General features: G+C 61.7%; 18 protein-coding genes. 6 read left to right on the forward strand and 12 right to left on the reverse strand.

What is annotated here, in order from left to right; all coding sequences use genetic code 11:
• Positions 1 to 96: 96 nt before the first annotated feature.
• The 5 genes from ABD833_RS00260 to ABD833_RS00280 form a co-directional block, all read right to left on the reverse strand.
• Complete coding sequence (locus ABD833_RS00260) at positions 97 to 1,053, reverse strand: enhanced serine sensitivity protein SseB C-terminal domain-containing protein (RefSeq protein ID WP_345070177.1); 957 nt, start codon at positions 1,051 to 1,053, stop codon at positions 97 to 99.
• A gap of 225 nt (positions 1,054 to 1,278) precedes the next feature.
• Positions 1,279 to 1,707 carry a c-type cytochrome gene (locus tag ABD833_RS00265; RefSeq protein ID WP_345070178.1) on the reverse strand — a complete coding sequence of 143 codons (429 nt, stop codon included), beginning with the start codon at positions 1,705 to 1,707 and terminating at the stop codon, positions 1,279 to 1,281.
• Complete coding sequence (locus ABD833_RS00270; protein ID WP_345070179.1) at positions 1,704 to 2,396, reverse strand: SCO family protein; 693 nt, start codon at positions 2,394 to 2,396, stop codon at positions 1,704 to 1,706. The genes ABD833_RS00265 and ABD833_RS00270 overlap by 4 nt, the downstream gene beginning before the upstream one ends.
• Positions 2,393 to 2,830 (reverse strand): hypothetical protein, encoded by a 438-nt coding sequence (locus ABD833_RS00275; RefSeq protein WP_345070181.1) that lies wholly within the window; start codon positions 2,828 to 2,830, stop codon positions 2,393 to 2,395. Before ABD833_RS00275 ends, ABD833_RS00270 begins: the two co-directional genes overlap by 4 nt.
• Before the next feature lie 78 nt (positions 2,831 to 2,908).
• On the reverse strand, positions 2,909 to 3,385 hold the full coding sequence (locus tag ABD833_RS00280) for a DUF4112 domain-containing protein (RefSeq protein WP_345070182.1): 477 nt from the start codon (positions 3,383 to 3,385) through the stop codon (positions 2,909 to 2,911).
• Positions 3,386 to 3,554: 169 nt separating this feature from the next.
• Between ABD833_RS00280 and ABD833_RS00285 the strand changes: the two genes are divergently transcribed.
• Positions 3,555 to 4,544 (forward strand): aldo/keto reductase, encoded by a 990-nt coding sequence (locus ABD833_RS00285; RefSeq protein ID WP_345070183.1) that lies wholly within the window; start codon positions 3,555 to 3,557, stop codon positions 4,542 to 4,544.
• 435 nt (positions 4,545 to 4,979) lie between these two features.
• On the opposite strand, the gene ABD833_RS00290 is transcribed toward ABD833_RS00285, so the two are convergent.
• The gene (locus tag ABD833_RS00290; protein WP_345070185.1) at positions 4,980 to 6,428 is read right to left on the reverse strand and encodes a diadenylate cyclase; all 1,449 of its coding nucleotides are present in this window, start codon (positions 6,426 to 6,428) and stop codon (positions 4,980 to 4,982) included.
• A gap of 216 nt (positions 6,429 to 6,644) precedes the next feature.
• Between ABD833_RS00290 and ABD833_RS00295 the strand changes: the two genes are divergently transcribed.
• Complete coding sequence (locus ABD833_RS00295) at positions 6,645 to 6,902, forward strand: hypothetical protein (protein WP_345070187.1); 258 nt, start codon at positions 6,645 to 6,647, stop codon at positions 6,900 to 6,902.
• A 125-nt stretch (positions 6,903 to 7,027) separates the two neighbouring features.
• On the opposite strand, the gene ABD833_RS00300 is transcribed toward ABD833_RS00295, so the two are convergent.
• On the reverse strand, positions 7,028 to 8,245 hold the full coding sequence (locus ABD833_RS00300) for a BaiN/RdsA family NAD(P)/FAD-dependent oxidoreductase (RefSeq protein ID WP_345070188.1): 1,218 nt from the start codon (positions 8,243 to 8,245) through the stop codon (positions 7,028 to 7,030).
• Between the two features lie 147 nt (positions 8,246 to 8,392).
• Between ABD833_RS00300 and ABD833_RS00305 the strand changes: the two genes are divergently transcribed.
• Complete coding sequence (locus ABD833_RS00305; RefSeq protein ID WP_345070189.1) at positions 8,393 to 9,580, forward strand: cation:proton antiporter domain-containing protein; 1,188 nt, start codon at positions 8,393 to 8,395, stop codon at positions 9,578 to 9,580.
• Positions 9,581 to 9,738: 158 nt separating this feature from the next.
• On the opposite strand, the gene ABD833_RS00310 is transcribed toward ABD833_RS00305, so the two are convergent.
• Positions 9,739 to 11,517 carry a chloride channel protein gene (locus ABD833_RS00310; RefSeq protein ID WP_345070191.1) on the reverse strand — a complete coding sequence of 593 codons (1,779 nt, stop codon included), beginning with the start codon at positions 11,515 to 11,517 and terminating at the stop codon, positions 9,739 to 9,741.
• 779 nt (positions 11,518 to 12,296) lie between these two features.
• Here ABD833_RS00310 and ABD833_RS00315 point away from each other — a divergent pair.
• The gene (locus ABD833_RS00315) at positions 12,297 to 12,521 is read left to right on the forward strand and encodes a hypothetical protein (protein ID WP_345070192.1); all 225 of its coding nucleotides are present in this window, start codon (positions 12,297 to 12,299) and stop codon (positions 12,519 to 12,521) included.
• Between the two features lie 613 nt (positions 12,522 to 13,134).
• On the opposite strand, the gene ABD833_RS00320 is transcribed toward ABD833_RS00315, so the two are convergent.
• Together ABD833_RS00320 and ABD833_RS00325 are read right to left on the reverse strand one after the other, a co-directional pair.
• Positions 13,135 to 13,569 (reverse strand): nucleoside deaminase, encoded by a 435-nt coding sequence (locus ABD833_RS00320; RefSeq protein ID WP_345070193.1) that lies wholly within the window; start codon positions 13,567 to 13,569, stop codon positions 13,135 to 13,137.
• 215 nt (positions 13,570 to 13,784) lie between these two features.
• Positions 13,785 to 16,730: a PD-(D/E)XK nuclease family protein gene (locus tag ABD833_RS00325; protein ID WP_345070194.1), complete on the reverse strand. Its 2,946-nt coding sequence runs from the start codon at positions 16,728 to 16,730 to the stop codon at positions 13,785 to 13,787.
• A gap of 126 nt (positions 16,731 to 16,856) precedes the next feature.
• On the opposite strand from ABD833_RS00325, the gene ABD833_RS00330 reads away from it, so the two are divergent.
• The gene (locus tag ABD833_RS00330; protein WP_345070195.1) at positions 16,857 to 17,054 is read left to right on the forward strand and encodes a GldL-related protein; all 198 of its coding nucleotides are present in this window, start codon (positions 16,857 to 16,859) and stop codon (positions 17,052 to 17,054) included.
• A gap of 79 nt (positions 17,055 to 17,133) precedes the next feature.
• On the opposite strand, the gene ABD833_RS00335 is transcribed toward ABD833_RS00330, so the two are convergent.
• Positions 17,134 to 18,426: a TCR/Tet family MFS transporter gene (locus ABD833_RS00335; RefSeq protein ID WP_345070196.1), complete on the reverse strand. Its 1,293-nt coding sequence runs from the start codon at positions 18,424 to 18,426 to the stop codon at positions 17,134 to 17,136.
• A gap of 246 nt (positions 18,427 to 18,672) precedes the next feature.
• On the reverse strand, positions 18,673 to 22,125 hold the full coding sequence (locus ABD833_RS00340) for a UvrD-helicase domain-containing protein (RefSeq protein WP_345070197.1): 3,453 nt from the start codon (positions 22,123 to 22,125) through the stop codon (positions 18,673 to 18,675).
• A 103-nt stretch (positions 22,126 to 22,228) separates the two neighbouring features.
• Here ABD833_RS00340 and ABD833_RS00345 point away from each other — a divergent pair, with 103 nt between their 5' ends.
• Entirely contained in the window at positions 22,229 to 22,777 is a 549-nt protein-coding gene (locus tag ABD833_RS00345; protein WP_345070198.1) for a DUF4274 domain-containing protein, read from the forward strand.
• Positions 22,778 to 22,796: the final 19 nt, after the last annotated feature.

A 22,796-nucleotide genomic window follows, 5' to 3' on the forward strand; every position in this document is an offset into this window, starting at 1 on the left:
TAGCGGAAAGAGGGTCAAAACTAATGCCCAAGTAGAGGATATAGGATTGCCAGAAACCAAGTTCAGCGAAACGGTTGTTTCGGTATTCTCCAAACCCTAAACCCGCTTGTAAATCGGCTCTACGGTGGTGAAGTACTGGTTGAGCGGCTCTGCGGCATTATTGGGGTCGAGTACCAGCACGTCGACCAGCTCATGGTCGCTGATGTTGCCCTGCACTACCGGGCCCAGCTCCTGCAGGAAAGCGGCATCATTATCGTCGGTGTGGAAGGCCAGCAGCAGGCGGGGTGGGGCCGAGTTATCCTGCAGCTGGGCCTGGGCAATGTACACGGCCTGGATAGCCGGCTTCTCCGCGCTGAATGTACGCAGGGCCTCAAGCAGGGGAGTGGGGTAATCGGCGGGCTGACCCAGCATAACGGGAATCTGCTGCCCCAGAGCCTCAGTGCCGCCGGGGAACAGGCGACCCGCCAGCAGGTCGGCCAGCTCATCGGCCGGGAGCAGCTTGCCGGCGGCCGAGAATGGGTTCAGGGCGCATTCGGCCCCCTGCACCATCTGGAAGAAATCGAGGCCCCGAATGCGCAGGTAAGGCACCGAGTCGACCTCCATGCCGCCTTCGTAAAGGCGCTCTACGGAGCTGAATACCGGAATCTTGCCGTCGTTGAGCACCTGCAGCTGAATTTCCATGCCCTCGGCGGGCTGGACTTCGCCACCCGGCTCACCCTCTTTGGGCTGCATCACCAGCACCAGCTCTTCCCCCAGCAAAGCCCGGTAGAAATCCGGGCGGGCTTCGGGCTGATTGGCTGCGCTCATCAGCAGCTGCTCCAGAATATTGACCGGCTCAAACGGTGGGGCCTGGGGCAGCGGCGGCATGAGCGGCATTGGGGGCATTGGCGGAATGGCGGCCGGCACCGGCGAGGTGTAGCTGGCCCCTTTATAGCGCGGCCCGGCCGGGGCGGCCGCGGCAGCATCGGAACCAGCCGGGGCCGGGGCCGGAGTGGTGGGCGCGGCCGGCGCGGCGGAATCTTTTTTGGATTTCAGAAAGTCGAACAGACCCATGACGAAAAAGTGGATTGGATACGCAAGCTAGCGAGGATTGCGGAAGATTTCAGCCTCCCCGGCCCGTAGAAATGACTTTGTTCGTAGCCGTTTGGTTCCCAAAGAATTGGCCGCCGCCAGGGCCGGGGCCAACGATCATGAGGGTGGGCCGGTCAGCCGGCCGGGGGAAAGCGCTGCCTCCCGAAGGTTGGCAGTGGGCCAGCACCGGGACGACGGATGAGAGGGCTACTGGCCGTCGCTGGCTCCGCAGGCCTGCAGCTGCTCCGAGACTTCCCGAATGGTGAACACCTCCTGCTCATTGCCCCAGGATGTCTGCACGAAGTTCAGCAGGTTGGTGATCTGCGAGTCGGTGAGGTGGGAGTCGGCGGCGGGCATGGGCTGGTTGTACTCGATGCCATTCACCACCAGCGGGCCCTGCACCCCCTTGCGGATCAGGCAGGCCAGCGCAGTCCGGTTCTTCGCCAGATAATCGGCTCCGGCCAGGGGCGGAATCAGGCGCTTGAGCCCTTCGCCCTGCGCTCCGTGGCAGTTGGCGCAGTGCGAGGCGTAGATCTGGCCGCCCTCGTTCTGCCGCTCGGTAAAGCAGCCCGACAGGCCCAGCGCCGCGCCCAGCAGGGCCGCCGCTCCCAGCAGCAGGGGTCGGAAGATTCTCATCGGCCGGCTTTCTGATCCTGCTCCACTTCCCTGAGCAGCACGGGCAAATCGTCCAGCAGGCGCTGCACTTCCAGGGGGTTCATGCCGTCGTACACTCCCCGGATGCGGCGCTGCGGATCAACCAGGGCGAAGGCCCCGCTGTGGGCGTAGCCGCCGGGTACTGCCTTATCAACCTGGGCCGCCGTCATATAGGCGCGGGCCAGGGCAAAAATCGTGTCGTGGGGAGCGGTGGCAAAGTGCCAGCGGGCGGCATCCTGGATCCCCAGCCGCTGGGCGTAGTCGCGCAGCACCGGGATGGAATCGTGGGCCGGGTCGATGGTATGGGACAGGAAGTTTACCCGCGGGTCGCCCTTGAACTGGTCGTACACGCGCAGCAGCTCGCTCTGCATTTTAGGGCAGATGCTGGGGCAGGTGGCGAAAAAGAAATCGGTGATATAGACCTTGTTGGCAAAGGTCTGATTAGTGATAACCTGCCCGTCCTGGTTGGTGAGGCGGAAGGCGGGAATCGTGGCGTATAAGGTGTCGGCGGCGCGGCCATCGGCCCGGGGCCGTACCTCCCGCTCCCCGATGTAGGGCAGGCGGTCAGTGGCGGCCGTATTGGTATCGGCAGAGCAGGCAGGCAGCAGCCCCGTGCTGCCCAGGGCTGACAGGCCAACGAGGAGGGCGCGGCGCAGAAAGTTAAAGGTCATTGAGCGGAAGGTTTGGGCGAAGCCGCAGCCTGCTGCAGTACCAGGCGGGCCGAATCGAGGCTCCGGGTCATGAGGCGGGCAACGGAATCAATTTTAAGCTGCTGCACCGCGAAATACGCCAGCTTGCGCGGCCCGGCTATACTGTCGGCCGGGCGCTGGTAGTGGTGCATCCAGTCCATCATGGCCGCGTCGGCAGTCAGCAGAGCCCGGCGGTGGCGGCCGGCGGTTACGGTATCAACTCCCGGGGCGCCCTGAAGTTTCTGCCGCAGGTCGTAGAGCTCATCCATGCGGGCCATAAGGGTGTCGTGGCTGGCCAGCACGGCTTTTTCAGCCTGCTCGGCCTGCTGGGCGGGCGTAGGCCGGGGGCCGCAGGCCGCCAGCGAAATCAGCGTCAGCGCAGTCAGGCCCGGGAAAACAAAGCGGAGGATTTTCACGCCCCAAAGCTACAACGCGAAGGGCGCAGTAGCACGGCTCCGCCCGCAAATCGAAAGGAGCCCGGCGGGCGGCGGGGCTTACTGAACGTAGTTCCAGCCCCAGCGCACGAGCTGGTACCCGGCCCAGCCGGTCAGGGCAAACGTGGCCAGCAGCCCCAGCATGACTACCACCAGTAAGCCCCGGCCGCTGCCGCTGTGCCTGCCTTCGGCATAGTGCCGGCGCAGCAGGGCTACGTTGCGCTCATTGCTTTTGAAGGCGAAGTCGAAGAGGTTGCCCAGCAGGGGAATGGCCCCGACAAGCGTATCGAGCAGGATGTTGAGGGCCATGCGCACCACCACCGCCCCGCTGGCCCCGTGGCGCATCATGGTCATAAGCAGGGCCCCCGACACGGCCAGCGTCGACAGGTCGCCGACAACGGGCAGCAGGCCCAGCAGCGGGTCGAGGCCGAAGCGGAACTGCGTACCGGGCAGGCGGAACTGGCTGTCCATAAGGTGAGCCACGCGCTCCACCCAGCGCAGGCGCTCATCGGCATCGAAGGAAGTAGGGGCAGACATGGGTTGGCGGCGGACGGGCATCATCGGCAGGGTTTTTCCGTCTTAAACGAAGCCGGCTGAAAAACGACGGTCCCGGCGGGGCAGATTAAACCCCCACCCCAGCCAGGGAAGGCCGGTATCCGTAGGAGTTACGGCCCATTATTCTCGGCTCCCCTTACAACAACTCGTTATGGAAACCAGAACCCTGGGCCGCACCGGCCTGCGCGTATCCGCCCTCGGCCTCGGCTGCATGGGCATGTCCGACTTTTACGGGCAGCCCGACGACGCCGAAAGCACCCGGACCCTGCACCGGGCCTGCGAGCTGGGCGTCACCTTCTTCGACACGGCCGACATGTACGGCCCTTTCAAAAACGAGGAGCTGGTGGGCAAAGCCCTGCGCGACCGGCGCGACCAAGTGGTGCTGGCCACCAAGTTCGGCATCCTGCGCGACCCCAACGACCCTGTCAAGCGCGGCATCAGCGGCCGGCCCGAGTACGTGCGTCAGGCCTGTGAAGCCAGCCTCAGGCGCCTCGGCACCGACTACATCGACCTGTACTACCAGCACCGCGTCGATCCGGCGACGCCCATCGAGGAAACCGTGGGCGCGATGGCCGAGCTGGTCAGCGAAGGCAAGGTGCGCCACCTGGGTTTGTCCGAAGCGGCTCCCGCCACCGTGCGCCGGGCCGTGGCCGTCCACCCGATTGCGGCCCTGCAAAGCGAGTATTCGCTGTGGAGCCGCGACCCGGAAGATGAGATTCTGGCGGTCTGCCGCGAGCTGGGCGTGGGCTTCGTGCCCTACAGTCCGCTGGGCCGGGGCTTTCTCACGGGTCAGATTCAGCGCTTCGACGACCTGAGTGCCGACGACTACCGCCGCCACACCCCGCGCTTCCAGGGCGAGAACTTCCAGCGCAACCTCGATCTGGTAGCCCGGATCCGCGACTTGGCCGCCCAGAAAAGCTGCACGCCCGGGCAGCTGGCCCTGGCCTGGGTGTTGGCGCAGGGGGCTGAGGTGGTGCCTATTCCCGGTACCAAGCGCGTGACCTACCTGGAAGAAAACCTGGGGGCGCTGCAAGTATCCCTGACCGCCGCCGAGCTGCGCCAGATCGACGAAGTAGCGCCCGTGAATGCCGCCGCCGGCCCCCGCTACCCCAGCGCCATGATGGGGTCCGTGAACGGGTAGATTTTAATGTGCGAATGATTAATGTGGAGAATGGGCTAAATGACAGAACTACATTTGAAGCTGTTTAGTAATTCGGGTTTTTTTAAGCGTTTGTCATCCTGAGCAGAGCGAAGGACCTTATCACGCCTGGTATTTTGTCAAGCGAGTACCATTCAGCCGTGATAAGGTCCTTCGCTCTGCTCAGGATGACAGCTTTTTCAACTTCCTAAACAGCTCCTTTAGCCCATTCCCCACATTAATCATTCGCACATTAAAAAATGTTACCGAGGCTGTTTAGGGTTTCGAAAAAGCTGTCATCCTGAGCGGAGCGAAGGACCTTATCACGTCCGTACCACTTGGAATTAGGCCAACATGAGCAGTCGTGAGAAGGTCCTTCGCAAGCGGACGCCAGATGAAGGATGACAAACGACGAAAAAACCGAAACCCCAAACAGGTTCACCGCTTCATCGGCGGCAGCAGGTCAATCAGGCCATCTTCGCTGACTACGATGGCAATGCAGGCGTAGCGGCTGCTTTCCACGTAGCGCAGGGCCGAATTGTAGCGGGAGCCGCGGGAGGAGTCGCCCTTTTCGGTAGCCAGGCCATCGAGAATGGCCCCGATGGCGTAGCAGGTGCCGGCCGGATCGATAAACACCGCCCCGTCGATGTTGGTGACCAGGCGCAGCACCGAGGGCGTCATGATGCGGGGCGTCACGCGGAAGCACTGGCGGGTGAGGCGCACCGCTTCCCTGGCCGCGCCCTCGGAGATAACCAGGATGGTGCCGTTGGTTTGCCGGCTGGCTTTCTGGGTCAGCTCCCAGAGGTAGGCAATGCCGGCGGCGTCCACGGCCGGAAACACGCGGTGAATGGCGCGGGTGAAATTCTGCTCATCTACCCGCCCCTGGGGCAGGCGGGGCGTGTTGGTCACTACCTTCATCATCACCTGCCCGTTGTGGCTCAGGTCCCAGCTGTAGTGCTTGGTAAAGTGAACGGTAAACAGGGGCTCGTAGTGCGGATCGGTGGAATCGACGAGGTGTCCCAGACCGAACACATTGGAGGCATCCGTGATCAGGGCAGTGCGGTCCTCGCTCAGCTCCAGCAGCTTGCGGATAGAGCGGTGGTCGCGCAGGGTAATGGGGCTTTCCAGGGTCAGCACTGGGACCACAGCCGGGTGGTGGCGGCGGGCCACCAGCATGGTGCCGATGCCTTCGTCGCCCTCGTGGCGCAGGGCCGCCACGCCATTGCAGGCATCGTAAAGGCCGTGGTTGCCGGCGGCGGGCCGCAGCATGAAGCGGCGGCCGGCGGCGCGGAGCACTTCGTTGTAGTCGCGGTCCAGCACGGGCCGGTCGTCGTCGAGGTCCGTTTCGCGCAGGCCCCGGGAGCAGTCCTGCAAAAACTCCTGCACCGCCGCCGACAGCAATGAGTTGGACCGCAGGCCCACCTGGGGTGGCAGGGCATAGTAGCTGTGGTAGGTTTCGGCCGAAAGCTGCAGCACCACCACCACCAGGTAGCCGTTCAGACTCACCGGCAGGGAGCAGAAGCTGATGCGGTCTTCCCCGTGGTGCTCAATCAGGCCCTGGAGCAGCTGCTCGGTGGCGCTGCGCATCAGGTCGTACCAGCGCAGCTTCTCAAACCGGTCGTGGTCGGTGGGGTGCAGGTGATAAACCACTTCGCGGGGGCCGTCGGGCTCCAGGGCGGCGGCGCGGAATTTCACGTCGGCAAAATCAGCGGGCTGGTAGCGGTGGCCCGGGGGCTCAACGACTACGGCCTGGGGCTCGTCGGTTTCGCGGGCGGAAGCCAGGCCGAGCAGAAAAACCTCGGGCTTCAGATTACGGTCGAGCAGATTGAAAACACCATCGGCAAAGAGTTGGGCCGTGACGCGAAACAGGCTTTGGTGGTCCCACATGGGCAATTGGGGGCGGGGCAAACGGGCGGGTGGAAAGGGCGTGAACCGGAAGGTACGGGAAAACGCCGCGGAAGGTGGGGCGGGCGGGCCGTAAGATTCTGCCGGGCTTCGCTCAACAACGATGGCCCGATCAGGTTATGAGAGCAGAAACCCCCGCCCCGGCTTGTGAATAGTCGGCAACGGGTGTAACTTCGGAGACCCAGCCGTTGCCCTGCCATGTTTTTCGATATCATTCTGGCTTTTGCGTGTGCCCTGTCGTTTTTACCCCTTACCACGGGGTATTGCGCTTACAGCTACGGCCGCTCGTTCTGGCTGTGGTTTGTCCTGGGCTGGGTGCTGCCCATCGTCTCGTTCTTCATCCTGTTTGCCCTGCTCTACCGCAAGGAAATGAATGGCGGCGAACAGGCCCTGGCCGAGGCCAAAGCAATCCTGGCCGCCGCCGAAGCCCGGAGTGTGCGGATCGAAGAAGAATAGGAAAAACCAGGCTGATCCTGCTACAGCAGCTTCCCCGGACCAGTAACCTGGGTGCTGTTTTCCGGCCAGGCTTCGGCTTCGATCCGCACAGCGCGCTGGCTTTTCAGGCGTAACCTGCCCCCGCATTACCGCGCCGCCAGCCATGCCTGCACGCCCCGGGCGGCCCAGGCCCCGGTGCTGAAGCAGCCCTGGAGCAGGTAGCCGCCCGTGGGGGCTTCCCAGTCCAGCATTTCGCCGGCCACGAATGTGCCGGGGCGGCGGCCCAGCATCAGCTGCTCGTCCACCTCTTCCCAGGCCACGCCGCCGGCCGTGGATATAGCCTCGTCCAGCGGCCGCAGCCCCGTTACGGGCACCGGTAAGTGGTGCAGCAGGTGGCCCAGGGCTTCGGGCGTGGCGGTGGCCTCCGCCGGCGCCAGCTCCCGCAGCAGCGTCGGGACAGGGTGGCCCAGGCGCAGGGTTTGCTCCAGGAATGCCGCCAGCGACTTACCCCCGCGGGGCTTCCGCAGCTTTTCCCGGAGCTGCTCCGGCGTCAGGTCGGGCTTGAGGTTGAGCAGGAGCGGCGCCGGGTTTGCGGTGGCCAACGCGGTCCGCAGCGCGGGCGTCAGGGCGTAGACCGGCGTACCTTCCAGGCCATAGTCCGTGAGCATGATTTCGCCGCGAATCAGCGGGCCGCCGCAGCTCAGGGCCACGTTCTTGAGCGGTACCCGGCCGGTTTTTGCCCGCAAAAAGGCCGACCACGCTACTTCCGCCCCGCAGTTGGCCGGGGCGAAGGGCACGCACCGCACCCCGATTTCCTCAAAAGCGGCGACCCATTGCCCATCCGAACCGGTTTTGGCCCAGCTGGCTCCGCCCAGGGCCAGGACGGTGGCGGCGGGCTGGACCCCGAACTCCTGCCGGGTTCTCTCATCGCGCAGCCGTAGTCCCGCAGCGGTGAAGCCCAGCCAGCGGTGGCGCGTATCGATTTCGACGCCCAGGGCCTGCAGCCGGAGCAGCCAGGCGCGGAGCAGCTCCGCCGGTTTGTAGCTGGCCGTCGGAAACACCCGGCCGCTGGTGCCCACGAAGGTTTCCAGCCCCAGGCCGGCTACCCAGTGGCGCAGATCAGTGGGGGAGAAGTGGGTCAGAAACCGGGCAAAGTGGTTCTGACGCGGGCCGTAACGGGTTTCAAAAGCCGCCCCCGGCTCGGCGTTGGTCAGGTTGAAGCCGCCGTGCCCGGCTACCAGAAACTTGCGCCCCACCGTGGCCTGGGCCTCGTATACCCGCACGCGGTGGCCGGCTTCAGCTAAGTGCTGGGCCGCCAGCAGTCCGGCCGGACCACCCCCGATAATGGCAACAAAAGAAGACATACGCCGCAGTAAACCGGCCGCAAGGTACGCGGGCTGCCGTTGTGAGCTGCCGGTTTCGGGTGGCTCGTTGCGGACTACGGGCTGGAATCAGCAAAAAAACTGCCGCGGCCGTATAGCCGGGCTGATCGTTACACCAAACCAGCGCTTATGGGGCCGTATACTATTCTGATCGGGCTGAGCATTGCCGTCATCCTGTCTTACCTGTTCGACCTCGCGGCCCGCGCCACCAAGGTGCCGTCGGTGCTTATGCTGCTGCTCACCGGCATTGCCCTGCGTCAGGCCGCCGACTACACTGATGCGGTCATCCGGATTCCGCCGGTGGTGCTGCAGCTATTCGGCATCATCGGTCTGATTATGATTGTGCTGGAAGGCGCCATGGACCTCAAGCTCAGCCGTGACAAGGCCCCCCTGATTCGCCGGTCTTTCCTGGCCGCGTCTTTGATGCTGGTGGTACAGGCCGGGGCCATTGCGCTGCTGCTGCACGCCTACGTGGGGGCGCCGCTCCAGACTTGTCTGGTCAATGCCGTGCCCCTGGCCGTTATCAGCAGCGCCATTGCCATTCCCAGCGTGGCCAACCTGCTGGGCGAAAAGCAGGAGTTCATCGTGTACGAAAGCACGTTTTCCGATATCCTGGGCATCATGTTCTTCAACTTTGCCCTGCAGGATGATTTCGCCCAGGGCATTTCCGTCATCACCTTTTCCCGCGACGTGGTGGCCGTGGCCCTGGTGGCGGTGGTTAGCACGGCCGTGCTGGCGTTTCTGCTCGACCGGATCCGGCTGCACATCAAGTTCTTTCTGATTTTCGCCTTCCTGATCCTGATCTACAGCCTCGCCAAAAAGCTGCACCTCTCGTCGCTGCTGGTGGTGCTGGTATTCGGGCTGGCCGTGAACAACGCGGAGCTGTTTCTGAAAGGCCCGCTGCAGCGCTGGTTCCGGCCCGAGCGGCTGGCCGGCGAGCTGCACCAGTTCAAGAGCATCACCGCCGAGTCGGCCTTTCTGATTCGCACGTTCTTCTTTCTGCTGTTCGGGTTTTCCATTACCATCAGCAGCCTGATCAGCGTCACTCTGCTGGTGCAGGGGCTACTGATTGTGGCCGTGCTCACGCTTATTCGCTACCTCTACCTGCGCTTCGTTGCCCGCACCAGCCTTATTCCCGAGCTGTTCATTGCCCCCAAGGGCCTGATCACCATTCTGCTGTTCTACAGCATTCCGCCGCAGCATTCCATTGGCGAAGTCAGTGAAAATATCCTCTTCATCGTCATCCTGCTCACCGGCATCCTGATGATGATTGGCCTGCTGCTGGCCCGCGAAGAGCCGGAGCTGGGGGAGTATTGAGTTGCCTGTTGTGAGTTGCCTGTTGCCAGTTGCCAGTTGCTAGGTTGTTCTGCTGGCCGTTAGATACTGGCAACTGGCAACTGGCAACTCACAACTGGTAACTGGCAACTGGCAACTCACAACGGGCAACTGGCAACTGGCAACTCACAACGGGCAACTCACTCGGTTTCCTTCAGCAGTTGCCGGCGGTAGTTGGAGAGGATGACGGACTTGCGGATGAAGCCCACGTAGCGGCCGTTGCTGGAAACGGGCAGGGCGTACACGTCCAGCTGCTCCATGCAGCGCAGCGTGTCGAGCATGGTATCGTCGGGGTTGACAATGGCCGGGGGCGGGGTCATCAGGTCGCGCACCCGGGTGGTGGTGTAGTGCTCGTCGTCGAACAGCGCGTCGCGTACGGTATCGAGCGTGACGATGCCCACCAGGCGGCCCCCGTCGTCGACCACCGGAAACAGGTTGCGGTGGGCGTGGCGAAACACGGTCACCAGCTCCCCCAGGGTGCTCTCGGGATGCACCTGCACGTAGTCGGTCTGAACCAGGGAAAGCGGATCAAGCTGGGACAGCAGGCCCCGGTCGCGGTCGGCGTGCATATGCACGCCCCGGGTCACGAGCTTGCGGGTGTACACGGAGTACGGCTCGAAGTACTTGGTGATCAGGTAAGAGCTGGACGAAACCACCATCAGCGGCACGAACAGGGCGTAGCCCCCGGTGATTTCCGCAATCAGGAAGATGGCCGTGAGCGGGGCATGAATCACCCCGGCCAGCGTGCCGGCCATGCCCAGCACGATGAAATGCACCTCCGAAATCGGATACACCCCGCTCAGGTTGATAAGGCGGGCAACGATGAAGCCCATCAGCGCCCCGGCAAACAGGGACGAGCCGAACATGCCCCCGTTGCCGCCCGAGCCCACCGTGACGCAGGTAGCAAACACCTTGAGCAGCATACTGGCCGCGGCTACCAGCAGCAGGATCCACACGTTTTCGTCGCGGTACACCGAGAAGATGGAATTGTCGATCAGGTGCTCGGGCTGCCCGCTGAGCATGAGCTGCACGATGTTGTAGCCCTCGCCGTACAGCGGCGGAAACAGGAATACCATAATGCCCAGCCCGAACCCGCCCAGCACCACCTTGCGGAACGTGCCGTGCCAGCGCTCAAAGAACTTGTCGGACCAGAAGTAGATCCGGATCATGTATACCGACAGCAGGGCCGTAAACAGTCCCAGCAGCAGATAAAACGGAATGCCCTCCACCGGCCAGCTACTGGTAATGAGTACGAAGGGCTGACCCGCGTACAGGGCTTTGGAAACCACCGTGGCCGTGGCTGAGGAAATCAGCAGGGGAATGAAGAAGGGGGCCGATAGCTCGGAGAGGATAACTTCCACCGCGAACAGCACCCCCGCAATGGGGCTGTTGAAGATGGCCGCCACGCCCGCCGCGGCCCCGCAGCCGACCAGCAGGCGCCGCTCGCGCTGGCCCACCCGCAGAATCCGGCCCAGGTTGGAGCCCAGCGCCGAGCCCGTAACGGAAATAGGGGCTTCCAGACCCGCCGATCCGCCGAAGGAAACCGTCAGAAAGGAGGTGATGAGCTGCGAGTAGAGCTTGCTGCGCGGCACGATACTGCTTTGCCGGGCAATGTTGTAGATGATGGGGCCGATGCCCCGGCTCAGGGTGCCATTGAGAAAATAGCGGGTGAAAATCACCGTCAGGGCAATGCCGATAATGGGGTAGAGGAAAAGGGCAAACACGCGGTCCTGCTCCGGCACCCAGGCGTAGAGCAGGGTTTGCACCTCGTGGACCGAGGTTTTTACGGCTACCGCCGCCAGTCCCGCCAGGGCCCCAACCAGCACGCTTACCAGAATCAGGTAGACCCGGTCGTTGACGTGACGCAGACGCCACAGCAACAGAGGACGCAGCAGCCGATGAAGGTAATTTTTGGGCATTGACTAAACAGTAGCGGTTGGTCGGCCCCGCTTCACCGTGACCCCGACCCTTCTACCTCAACGCATGATACTCAAAAAGGGGTATTAACTGGGTGTGAAACCGGAAAAATAACCTCCCCTGTCCTTCGTCGGGCCGGGCAGTTCAGGGCCGCGCTGCTGCACATCTCCTGCGAGCGGGGCCGGGGGAACAGCGAGAGAAAAGCAGTTGAAACGTACCGCAGTCATTTGTTGCGGGGCGTAAAAACGAAGTCGCTGAGCCAGGAAAAAGAGCCCGGGATGATGGCTGACTGCCTCAAAAAGGGACAGCTGTTTTACTCTTACAGCGGGTTCATGATTGGTGTACGCTCCGGTCCGGCGGCTTTTTCAGCCGTCGGGCCGGTCGCCGCCAGAACAACCCGCCAGCATGAACCAATATCCGCGAACTTCGACCGGCCCGACGGCTGAAAAAGCCGCCGGACCGGAGCCAATGACCGGTCCACCGCTTCCGAAACCGCTGTAACGGATGATCATTTTCAGAGAAGTAATTCAGCACTATAGAACGGGCTACTCGTTGTAAAAAAATGTAATGTTCTGCACTGCTGGCTGGCGGTAATTAGCAGAGGCTATTTTTTACGATATCCATTCTGCCATTGGGAAGGAAAGCGTAAATTATTTTTATCAGGATTTATTTTTTTAGTCCGGCAACCTGGTTAGTGATTGGGCGTAAGGAAATTTGTAGTTTCTTTGTTTCAGAAATTAAAAAGGCACAACCCACAAAATTTACCATGGCAACAACAGATTTGAATAAATTTCAGCAGCTTCTGAAAAGCGCGGAGAGCAACGAGCTAGTGCTGAGCCAGGTTCGCAAGAGCATGGATAAAGTGCGTACCCTGCTCGATGAGATGAACGCCATCCTCGATCCGGCTTATTCCCCGGAGCGCAAAGAGCGTAAGCCCCGGGCCGCTTCTACCGGTACCACCGGAGCCCGTCGTGGTCGTCCAAAGAAAGATCAGTCGGCTGACTAGTTTGGTCGATTCCTGAAACAGCAATACCCCCGACAAGCCATTGTCGGGGGTATTGCTGTTTTGATGCTATAGCCCAGGCAGATTTTTGGCCAGGCAAGTAGAGGGTGCTCGATTAAAAAAAATGACAATTACATCCAGTATTTTACTGAATTAATGCTGATTTGCCAGGGCTTTTTGATCAGCAGAAGATGAAGCTGTTAGAGTTGTTCCCAAATACTAAAAAGGAGGCGTCATGCTTCATCTGGCGTCCGCGAAGTCGAAGCATCTCGCGTGCTGACGCTGGAATTAGCAATCAGACATCAGCACGCGAGATGCTTCGACTTCGCTCAGCATGACGTTCTGTTTTTTTGGATGTTTGAGTATTTGGGAACAGGTCTGTTTAGTAATTCAACATGTTTGTCATCCTTCATCTGACGTATGCTTGCGAAGGGCCTTCCTCGGATATCCTGTCAAGCCGGGTTAAACGAGCAAAGCCCTTTCCTATGGCGCGGAGAAGGATTTTGTGCGTTGAAAGGCGTTTTAGAGGGCTGCGGGAGGAAGGTCCTTCGCTCTGCTCAGGATGACAGCCGACAAAAAAAGTCGAATTACTAAACAGCTTCGATTTATAATTTGCTTACAGCTCCATAATATCCTCGTTCCAGAGCGTAGGTTCGGCTTCGATAAATTCCGCCATCATCTGCACGCACTCGTCCAGATCGAGGTCAACTACTTCTACGCCGTGGCTTTCCATAAACTCGCGGGCCCCGTCGAACGTGCGGGATTCGCCCACGATTACCTTCGGAATTTTAAACTGCACGATGGTGCCGGCGCACATAAAGCAGGGCATGAGCGTGCTGTAAATTACCGTGTCGCGGTAGGTGCGCTGGCGGCCGGCATTGTTTAGGCAGTCCATTTCGCCGTGCTTAATCGGGTTCAGCTCCTGCACGCGCTTGTTGTGGCCTTTGGCCACAATTGCACCGTTGCGCACGAGTACCGAGCCGATGGGAATACCGCCTTCCCGGCGGCCCAGGCGCGCTTCATCAATGGCGGCTTGCATGAATTCATCCATGGTAGTTAGGTTTTAGGAAAACGCACAAAGCGCGTTTTAGTGGAAAGCAAAGGTAGGGCTGGCGAATATAGCGCGGTGCCGCGCAATGTTGGCGTAGGAAAAAAAGAACGTCATGCTGAGCGAAGTCGAAGCATCTCGCGTGCTGACTTATGATTAGTAACTCAACATCAGCACGCGGGATGCTTCGACTTCGCTCAGCATGACGACGGATTAAATTACCGCGCACAGATTCCCCGGTACGGGCAATACTCACAGCGCTTCAGATCGTCGGTTTTGCGGATTGGCTCGGCGGGGTCCAGGATGTGTTTCGCTAATTTCCCAATCAGCGCCTCGCTGGCCTGGAGAAACGGCTGGCCGTCGGCGGTAATAAACGACATATCAGCCGTCAGCAGCCCTTCGCTGATGCTGCGCAGGGACATAATGGCGGCGTCGGCGGCGGGGCGGCCCTGGCTTTCGAGCATGTAGCGGTAGAGCCAGAGCTGCCGCACCTTTTCCGGGCCGGATTCGCCATCCGTCAGCAGCTTTTCGAGGGCGGCGGGCGCGTCGCCCTTGCTGTTGAGGCGGAGCTCCGCCGCCCGCACCATCCCGGTTTTGTAGTCCACCACGCGCAGGCGGCCGTCGGGCAGCTCGTCGAGCCGGTCGGCGGTGCCGATGAGGCGCACGGGCAGGGTGGTGCCATCGTCCAGGGATATGAATACCGTGGCGTGGAGCTTGGCTTCGAGGCCTTTGATGCGCAGCGGCAGCATGTTGGGCTGCGCCGGCAGGCTTTCGAGGTAGCGGCGCACGAGCTGCTCGGCCACCTGGCCCAGCACGTGGTTGAGGCCTTCGTCGGGGCGGGCATGGTGCTCCTCTTCGGCCTGCCAGAGGGCGTCGGCCACTTCCTTCGGCACGCGCAGCAGCAGGTTCGGAATGTCGTCGGCGGTCAGCTCCCGGCTGTCCTCGGCGAAGGGCAGCAGCAGCATTTCCAGGGCCTTGTGCACGGCCGTGCCGAAGCCGTCGGCGCCCAGCTTTTCCTCTACCTCATCGTTCTCGCTGAATTTGGCCAGGCGGTTGAAGTAGAAGCGCAGCGAGCATTTCAGGTACTCGTTCAGGGCCGAGGGCGAGAGGCCGTTTTCCAGCCGGGCGCGCAAAGCCGCCAGCATTTCGGCATCTTTTTCCAGCACCAGGTCGCCCTCGTAGCCATCCGTCACGGCTTCCTCTTCCACCACCGTAGCCGTGAGATTGAGCAGGGTGAGGTTGGGGTTCTGCGGAGCTAAGTCGTGCTCCAGCTGGAGCAGAAAGCGGCTTCTTTCGCCGGTGCGGGTGCCTTCGGCCCCGGGCAGCACGTGCACCAGATCGACGTGGCGGGCGCGCTGGAGCAGGCGCCAGAAGGTGTAGGCGGTGGCGGCTTCGTGGTCGGCGTAGGTGGGCAGCTGAAACTGGCTGAGCAGGTCGTAGGGAAACAGGGAGCCGTGGCGCTTGGGCGCCGGCAGCACGTTCTCGTTGCAGCTCAGGATGATGACGTGGTCGAAGTCCAGGGCCCGGGTTTCGAGCAGGCCCATCACCTGAATATCGGCAATGGGTTCCCCGCTGAAGGGCAGGCGGGTGCTGGTCATCTGGTCGTAGAGGAAGCGGCGGAAGGAGCGCACCGACAGCCGCTGCTCCCGGCAGTCGAACACCGAATCGAGCCGCTTGACCAGGGTATAAAACAGGTACAGGTACTCCGCCTCGATGGCCGAATGCTGGTCCTGGTACACCTGTTTGAGCAGGTTGATGAGCGTGTAGCAGGCCGCGATGATGTCGTCGCAGGTGTCCCAGGTTTTGAACAGGGCCTCAATGAGCGGGTGGTGCTGGCCCAGCTCTTCCAGCTCAGTGGCGGGCAGCAGCACGGCGTTGCGCCGCACGATTTCGCGGCACACCTTATCCAGCAGCCCGTGGTACCGGGGCTCGTTTTCCTGGCGGTTCTGCCAGAGCTGGAAGCGGCGCAGAAACGGGTGGCCCAGCAGCTTGGTCACGGCCAGGTGGTGGTAGCGGGGCACGCCGTAGTCCTGGCCGTCGGCGCCCTCGCGGATGCCGGTGAGGTGGACTTCAAACAGCAGATCCACGAGGTTGAACAGGGGCGTGCTCTGGAAGCTCAGACCCATGGTCACGTTGTAGTCGGGCACCACGGAGGGGGGCAGGCCGTGGAGCACGGGCAGCAGCAGGGTTTCGTCGGGCAGCACGATGGCCACGGTGCCGGTGGGGTGGCGCTGGCGGGCTTCGGCCAGGAGCTGGCCGGCCACTTTGCCCTGCATGCTGGCATTGGCCACGCCCACGAAGCGCACCTCCCGCTCCAGCCCGCGCAGCAGGTTGGCCGGACCGCCAAACACCTCATTAGGCAGCTCCCAGCGCTGGCGGTAGCGGCGCAGGTGCTGGCCGGCGCGGTTGGGTGAATCCTGGTCCAGGTAAAACGCGTCGCCGTCGAAGCGCACCTCGGCCCGACGCTCTTTGAGCAGCAGCTGAATCAGCTTTTCCTCGGCCCGGGAGAGGTAGCCCAACCCCAGAAACACGTGCTGGGGCAGCTCTTCACCCTGGTTGATACGGGCCGTGAGCTTATCCACCGCCAGCCGGTAGGCCAGGCCGGGGTAGGCCACGTGCTCTTTGATCATGCGCTTACGCAGCTCCCGGTACACCTTTTCCAGGTCGTCCCAGAACTTGAAGTAGGCCCCCGTCATCGACTGGGGCGCGGGGTCCTTCGACAGCTCCCAGCGCTCCAGCGCCTTGGCCTGCGACAGGTACTCAAACACCTTGGCCGGCACGGCCAGGTTCTGGTCGAGGCTGGAGAAGTCCTGGAGCAGGAGCGCCGACCAGCCCACGAACCGGTCGAAGTCCAGGCTCGGGTCGATGTCGCGCAGGATGTCGAACAACATGAGCTGAAGCGTGATGGGCTCCTCGACCTGCACGCCGGCCAGCTCCACCATGTAGTCTTCCATGGCCGCCACGCGCGGGCTCCACAGCGCCTCGCCCGCGCCGGTGGCCATGGCCAGCTCGTTTTTCAAATACACCACCGCCCGCCGGGTAGGCACCACCACCACCAGCTCCGAGAGGTCGTCCGGGGCGTAGCGCGTGGTCAGCTCGCGGGCCATCTGGGCCAGGAAAGAGGTGGTGGCGACGGTAGTAGGAGTTGGGGAAGTGACGGGCATAGCGGGTAATCCGGAATCGTAGCCGTTCAAGAGGCCAGAGAAGGCTTAAAAGTAAGCGGTGGGGAAATAGCCGAAGACAATACCTCGATATTGCCTCCTGCCACCAAAGGCCTGCAATACTTTTTTATGAAAGCGAAATACGGCCTTATTCTGTTTGTTCTGGGTTTTTGCCTCCAACTGGTCGGAGCGCTGTTCAAGATCATGCACTGGGTACCTGGGGATACGCTGCTGATTATCAGTACGACGCTGATGGTGGCGGGAATGCTGCTGTTCGCATACAAGCGGCTCACCCACCCGAAAGTGAAGGACTTTCTGAACCGGTGAATAGCGCTGCCCGCATACCTGGCTCCGGCTGAGCTTGTCCTGTTTCGGCGCAGGCTGATTGCGGGAAAACAGCGGCCCTTTACCGATGCGCCTCCGTGGCATTGGGCTCCACCAGCTCCCTAGCCCCCGACGTAGCAGCGGGCACTACGTAATTAGCCAAGGAGCGCATAGCCAGCAGCATACTGATGACCGTGAACACCGCCCCGGTCAGAAAGGCCGCGCCGGGGAAATGCACGGGGGCTTCGGGCCCGGTGAAAAACGAGAACAGGTTGGTCATCATCGGCGGGCCCACAATGGCGGTGAGGCTGACCAGGCTGGTCAGCGCCCCCTGCAGCTCGCCCTGTTCATTGGCCGGCACCTGCCCCGACATGATGCCCTGCAGGGCCGGACCGGCAATGCCGCCCAGGCAGTAGGGCACCAGGAAGGCAAACATCAGCCAGCCCTTATCGGCAAAGGCAAACAGCACGAACCCCACCGCGTACAAGCCCAAGCCGATAAACACCGAGCGTTTCGGTCCCAGCTTCGGATTGACCACCCGAATCAGCAGGCCCTGCACCAGGGCCGTCATCAGGCCCACGGCCCCCAGGGAATAGCCCACCCACTTCTCCGTCCAGCCGAACTTGTACATGGTGTAGTACGCCCAGGTGCTCTGCGTGGCGTGGCCCGCCAGGTAGATCATAACCAGGGAGCCCACCATCCCCAGAATCACCGGGTAGCGCTGAAGCTGCCGCAGGGAGCCCACCGGGTTGGCCCGTTTCCAGTCGAAGCGGCGGCGGTGGTCCTGGTCCAGGGACTCGGGCAGGATGAAGTAGCCGTAGAGCCAGTTGCAGAGCGTGAGCCCGGCGGCGGCCAGAAACGGTACCCGCGGCCCATACTGCCCCAGCAACCCCCCGATTACCGGCCCGATGATGAAGCCCAGCCCGAAGGCCGCGCCAATCAGGCCAAAGTTCTGGGCCCGCTTTTCGGGTGGGCTGATATCGGCGATGTAGGCCGAAGCCGTGGAGAAGCTGGCCCCGGTGATGCCCGCAATGATGCGCCCCACGAACAGCCATCCCAGGCTGGGCGCGAAGGCCAGAAACAGGTAATCGAGGCCGAAGCCGAACAGGGCCACCAGCAGCACCGGCCGCCGCCCGAACTGGTCGGAGAGGTTGCCCAGCACCGGTGAAAACAGGAACTGCATGCTGGCAAAGGCAAACATCAGCCAGCCGCCGTACCGGGCCGCCTCACTCAGCCGCTCAGCCGGCGTGAGGTGCCCGCCCAGAAACTGGCCAATCAGCTTGGGCAGCACCGGAATGATGATGCCAAAACCAATCACGTCCAGCAGTAGCGTAACAAAGATAAACCCGAGAGCAGCCTGGCGTTTGTCGGACATAGCAGAGAAAATGGGCGGGGCCACAAGGTAGGCAGGACGCGTTGCTTATTCTGTCATCCTTCATCTGGCGTACGCAGCGCGAAGGACCTTCCTCGGATAGCCCGGACATCATTTTAATTGAGCAAAGCCCTTATCCGTTGCGTGCGGAAAAGGGCTTTGGGCATTGAAAGGAGTTTGGCAGTGACGAAGAGGAAGGTCCTTCACTCCGCTCCGCTGCGTTCAGGATGACAGACGAGTTTTTTGGTCCTAGAACACCACTACCTCTTCCGTATCAAAGTAGTAGAGCACGCACTGCACCTCGTGGTAGCGCAGCTGCCGGAATAGCTTAGCGTACTGCTGCAGGTGCTGGCGGTGCTGGTCTTGGGGCGGCGGAATTTTAAAGTCCAGCAGCGTGACGCGGATTCCGGCGCGGCTGCGGGCCCCGCTGAGCGCCTCAAACACTACCCGGTCGGGCTTGTAGTCGCGCAGCTTCACGCCGCCCACCAATATTTCCCGCTCCGTCTCCACCGATACCTCCGGGCTGAAATACCGGGCCAGGGCCGGGTTGGTGACCACCTGCCGCAGCTTGGCTACCAGCTCCGGCTTCTCGCGCAGGCTAATCAAGCCTTCGGCTACGAGCTGGGTGGCCACGCGCTCCACATCCGAGGCCAGCACGAGGCGGCGCAGGGCGTAGTGCAGCTTGCGGTTCCACTCGTTGCGCACCTGCTGCTCGTCGAAGTCGAACACCGTGCTGGCGTGGCGGCGCAGGCGCAGCCGCTCCTCCCAGGGCGCGGTAGCCAGATTCAGGAGCGGATAGTCGGTAGGTTTCTCGGTTTTGGTTTTTGGTTTTTGGCTTTTGGCCCCGCTGCCCCGGGCCAGTACGAAAGCCACCTGCTCGTCGTCCCATTGGTTGGTATCGACCAAAAAGCGGTGCAGCAGCTGGCTCACGGTGCGGGCCGCGGCTACCGGCGCATCGTCGGCGGCGGCTTTGGTGGGGCGGGGCCGCTCGGCAATGGCGTAGAGTCGGTGGCGGGGGCGGGTGAAGGCCACATAGAGCATGTTGAGGCCTTCGAGGAAGGTTTTTTCCCGCTCCTCGGTGTACTGGGCGGCCAGTGGCGTGTGCGTCAGGGCGCTGCTGAGCGGCACCACGGCCACGGCCGGCATCTGGCTTAGCGGCTTATCTTCCTCGGCCAGCCGGCCCCAGAGCAGGGTGTTGCGGTGGGGCTCCAGGCTCCAGTCGGCAAAGGGCACGATGACCACGCCGTAGGCCAGGCCCTTAGCCTTGTGCACCGTGGTGATGGTAATGGCGTCGCGGCCGCCGGGGGCGTTGATGCTCAGGGCGCTTTTGCGCTGGTCCCAGTAGGCGAGGAAGTTGTTGAGGTTGTTGCCGAAGCGCAGGCTGTATTCCAGGGTCAGGTCGAGGAAGCGGAACAGGTACTCACTCTCGCCGTTGCGCCCCAGCAGCCCGAACGTGCCGATAAGCCGCTCGGTCAGCTCGTACAGGCCCAGGTTGCCGACCTCGTGCTCCTGCACGTCGTAGCCCAGCTCGCGCAGGTGGTCGAAAAAGGGCTCGGCCGCTTCCTCCTTCGCCAGCTCCCCGATGATCCGGGCCCGGGCCGGCGTGGGTGCCAGCCGCCGCACTACTTTATCCACCAGCAGCAACGCCTCGGCCCGCGACAGGGTATCAATGGGCTGATTCAGCACCCGGAAAATGGCCACCAGCAGGTTCACCACCTCCGCGAATTCCAGGGACAGGGAGTCGGCCGAAATAATGGCATAGCCGCGCTCCTTCAGAAACTTGGCCACCAGCCGGCTGCTGTTGCGCGTGCGGCAGAGCACGGCCACGTCGCGCAGCTCGAAGCCGTCGCGCAGGGCCTGCTCCACCAGCTGCAAAGTCAGGTAGAGCGTGCTTTCGTCGTAGTCCAGCGTAGCGCCTTCGCGGTGGCCGGGCAGCATCTCACCGGTGTACGCGCTGGCAGTGGGGGAGAAGTGGCGGGCCGGCGCATCGTTTTGGGTGAAGAGGATTTCGACGTGGCCGGCCTCACCCCCCCTGGCCCCCTCTTGCTTAGGAGAGGGGGGCGAGGGGTGAGGTACTTCCTGCTTGAATCCTTCGTCATAAATTCCCTGCACCAGCCCAAACTGCGGGTGCGTCCGGCTCACCTGGGCGAAGAAGTCGTTGTTGAACCCGATAATCTCCGCCGCCGAGCGGAAGTTGGTATTCAGCGACACCGATTCCAGGGTCTGGTCCAGCGTCAGGTACCGCTCGCGCAGCAGCTCCTGCATCTCGGGGTCGGTGGCGCGCTTATACAGGTGTTCGGTTTCGCCCTTGTGCAGGCGCAGAATCTGCTCCATTTCCCCGCCCCGCCAGCGGTAGATGGCCTGCTTGGCGTCGCCTACGGCCAGGCTCAGGTTGTCGGTCGATACGGCGTTTTCGACCAGCGGCAGCAGGTTGTTCCACTGCAGCACGGAGGTATCCTGAAACTCGTCGATGAGCAGGTGCTGGTACCGGTCGCCGAGCCGCTCGTAGAGAAACGGTACCGGCTCGGTGAGGACGATGCTGGCAATACGGCGGTTGAATTCGCTGATGAGCACCACGTTCCGCTCCCGGCTCAGCTGGTCCACAATCTTGCTCAGCTCGCTCAGCAGGGAGGCATGAAACAGGTAGGGCTGCATCCCGCTCAGCAATAAGTAGCCGGGCAGGTGCAGAGCCCGCAGCTGCTCCAGGTCCCGGAAGGCGTCGTGCAGCGTGGGCCTGATGGCTTCGATGCGGCTTTTGAACGGCTCCTTGTCGCCAGCCCCGCTGCTCCACTTGCCCGAGTCGGCCACTTTGCTGGCGGTAGCGGTAGGGGTGTTGCCGTCTTCGAGCCAGCGCGCCCACTTGGAGAAGTGTGTGTACACGCCGTTGGCTCCGCCCGCCAGCTGCGCCGGCTCCAGCCCCTGGCTGCTGATGGCATCCAGCGCCTTTTGCGCCGCCAGCTGCACTTCAGCCTCAATCTCCTGCCGGCGCTTGCGAATAGCTTCGTGGAGGCGGCGGAAGTCCTGCATCGTCAGCAGCTGGAGCTGGCCCACGGCTTCGTGCACGCTTTCGTTGAACAGGTACTTGCCGAACTTCACCAGCTCGTCGGGCAGCGTATTCCAGCTTTTGCCTTCCTCGGCCTTGCCCAGCGCGTACTCCGCCAGCGTTTTCGACAGCAGCGCCGAGTTGGGGTCGCGGTTCACCTTGTCGAGCAGTACGGCCACGGCGCTTTGCAGCACGGCCTCGGTATCCAGCTCCACCTCAAAGGTGGCCGGCAGGCCCAGCTCCCGGGTAAAGGCCGTCACGATGCGCTGCACGAAGGAGTCGATGGTGCTGACGGCGAAATCGGCGTAGTGGTAGAGCACCAGCCGGAAGGTTTCCTGGGCCCGGCGCTGCACTTCCTGCTGCTGTTCGGCTGCGGTATCGAGGCGGCGCGGCAGCTGCCCGGCGGCCCACAGCTCGGCCGTCACTTCGGCCAGCAGCGGTTCGGCCTGACCTTCGGTAGGATAAGCAAACCGCCGCAGGGCCCCGATAATACGCTCCTTCATTTCCCCGGCCGCGTCGTTGGTAAAGGTGATGGCCAGGATGCTCTTGAAATAAGCCGGGTCTTCCGAGCCCAGCGCCAGCTTCAGGTATTCCTTGGTCAGCTGGTAGGTTTTGCCGGAGCCGGCGGACGAGGAATAGATGCGGAAGGTGGCAGGCATAGGAGAGGGGAATAGCAGGGTGCAAAATAGCGGATAAGCGCCGGGAACCTTACTTTTGAAGGGCGCTTACACCTACAAATACTTTCAGTAAACCAATAATTCGATGAGATTAATAGGTGTAAAAAGGACGAGGTTCATCGTTGATAATTTTTTTGAACAATCGTTTCAAGGGAAAGAACCCGGCAAATCTCAGTTTGATAAACTCAACTCATCCACAGAGCTACATTACCTTGCCTCCATCTATAACTGGGATGATGGAACAGCGTTATTGGAATGGGTTGTGAACCATTCCAAATGTGATAGAGCAACAGCATTGATGATATTCTGGCGCTCAGAGCCGGATTTCTACACTCGTTTCAATAGTGAGAGCGAAGCTGATTTTGAAGCTGATGTATTCAGGCTGGTAAGATTGATAGTTTCGAATTTTGAAGCCAATAAGTACAAGAAAGCCAGTTTAGAGTATAATCCTGCCAAAGAAGGATATGATGTGGATTACGTCGATCCGAAGGAGAAATGGAGTATTCCCAACAACCTCAAGATTTCGGTTAAAGGAAGCCAGGTTTACTCTGTTGTAGATATAATGAATAGTTTGAAGTCATGGCTGAAAGCCTTGCAGAATAGGCGCAGGAGGCAAAAGCGAAGAAAAAGGTAACACCTGTATTGAAAGCGGT

It is taken from the genome of Hymenobacter fastidiosus (genome assembly GCF_039539565.1).
GTDB classification, from domain to species: Bacteria; Bacteroidota; Bacteroidia; order Cytophagales; family Hymenobacteraceae; genus Hymenobacter; species Hymenobacter fastidiosus.

Excerpts from the sequence above, each read along its gene's own strand:
- ABD833_RS00260 (WP_345070177.1), bottom strand. The coding sequence starts at position 1,053 with ATGGGTCTGTTCGACTTTCTGAAATCCAAAAAAGATTCCGCCGCGCCG.
- ABD833_RS00265 (WP_345070178.1), bottom strand. The coding sequence starts at position 1,707 with ATGAGAATCTTCCGACCCCTGCTGCTGGGAGCGGCGGCCCTGCTGGGC.
- ABD833_RS00270 (WP_345070179.1), bottom strand. The coding sequence starts at position 2,396 with ATGACCTTTAACTTTCTGCGCCGCGCCCTCCTCGTTGGCCTGTCAGCC.
- ABD833_RS00280 (WP_345070182.1), bottom strand. The coding sequence starts at position 3,385 with ATGTCTGCCCCTACTTCCTTCGATGCCGATGAGCGCCTGCGCTGGGTG.
- ABD833_RS00285 (WP_345070183.1), top strand. The coding sequence starts at position 3,555 with ATGGAAACCAGAACCCTGGGCCGCACCGGCCTGCGCGTATCCGCCCTC.
- ABD833_RS00290 (WP_345070185.1), bottom strand. The coding sequence starts at position 6,428 with ATGTGGGACCACCAAAGCCTGTTTCGCGTCACGGCCCAACTCTTTGCC.
- ABD833_RS00295 (WP_345070187.1), top strand. The coding sequence starts at position 6,645 with ATGTTTTTCGATATCATTCTGGCTTTTGCGTGTGCCCTGTCGTTTTTA.
- ABD833_RS00300 (WP_345070188.1), bottom strand. The coding sequence starts at position 8,245 with ATGTCTTCTTTTGTTGCCATTATCGGGGGTGGTCCGGCCGGACTGCTG.
- ABD833_RS00305 (WP_345070189.1), top strand. The coding sequence starts at position 8,393 with ATGGGGCCGTATACTATTCTGATCGGGCTGAGCATTGCCGTCATCCTG.
- ABD833_RS00310 (WP_345070191.1), bottom strand. The coding sequence starts at position 11,517 with ATGCCCAAAAATTACCTTCATCGGCTGCTGCGTCCTCTGTTGCTGTGG.
- ABD833_RS00320 (WP_345070193.1), bottom strand. The coding sequence starts at position 13,569 with ATGGATGAATTCATGCAAGCCGCCATTGATGAAGCGCGCCTGGGCCGC.
- ABD833_RS00325 (WP_345070194.1), bottom strand. The coding sequence starts at position 16,730 with ATGCCCGTCACTTCCCCAACTCCTACTACCGTCGCCACCACCTCTTTC.
- ABD833_RS00330 (WP_345070195.1), top strand. The coding sequence starts at position 16,857 with ATGAAAGCGAAATACGGCCTTATTCTGTTTGTTCTGGGTTTTTGCCTC.
- ABD833_RS00335 (WP_345070196.1), bottom strand. The coding sequence starts at position 18,426 with ATGTCCGACAAACGCCAGGCTGCTCTCGGGTTTATCTTTGTTACGCTA.
- ABD833_RS00340 (WP_345070197.1), bottom strand. The coding sequence starts at position 22,125 with ATGCCTGCCACCTTCCGCATCTATTCCTCGTCCGCCGGCTCCGGCAAA.
- ABD833_RS00345 (WP_345070198.1), top strand. The coding sequence starts at position 22,229 with ATGAGATTAATAGGTGTAAAAAGGACGAGGTTCATCGTTGATAATTTT.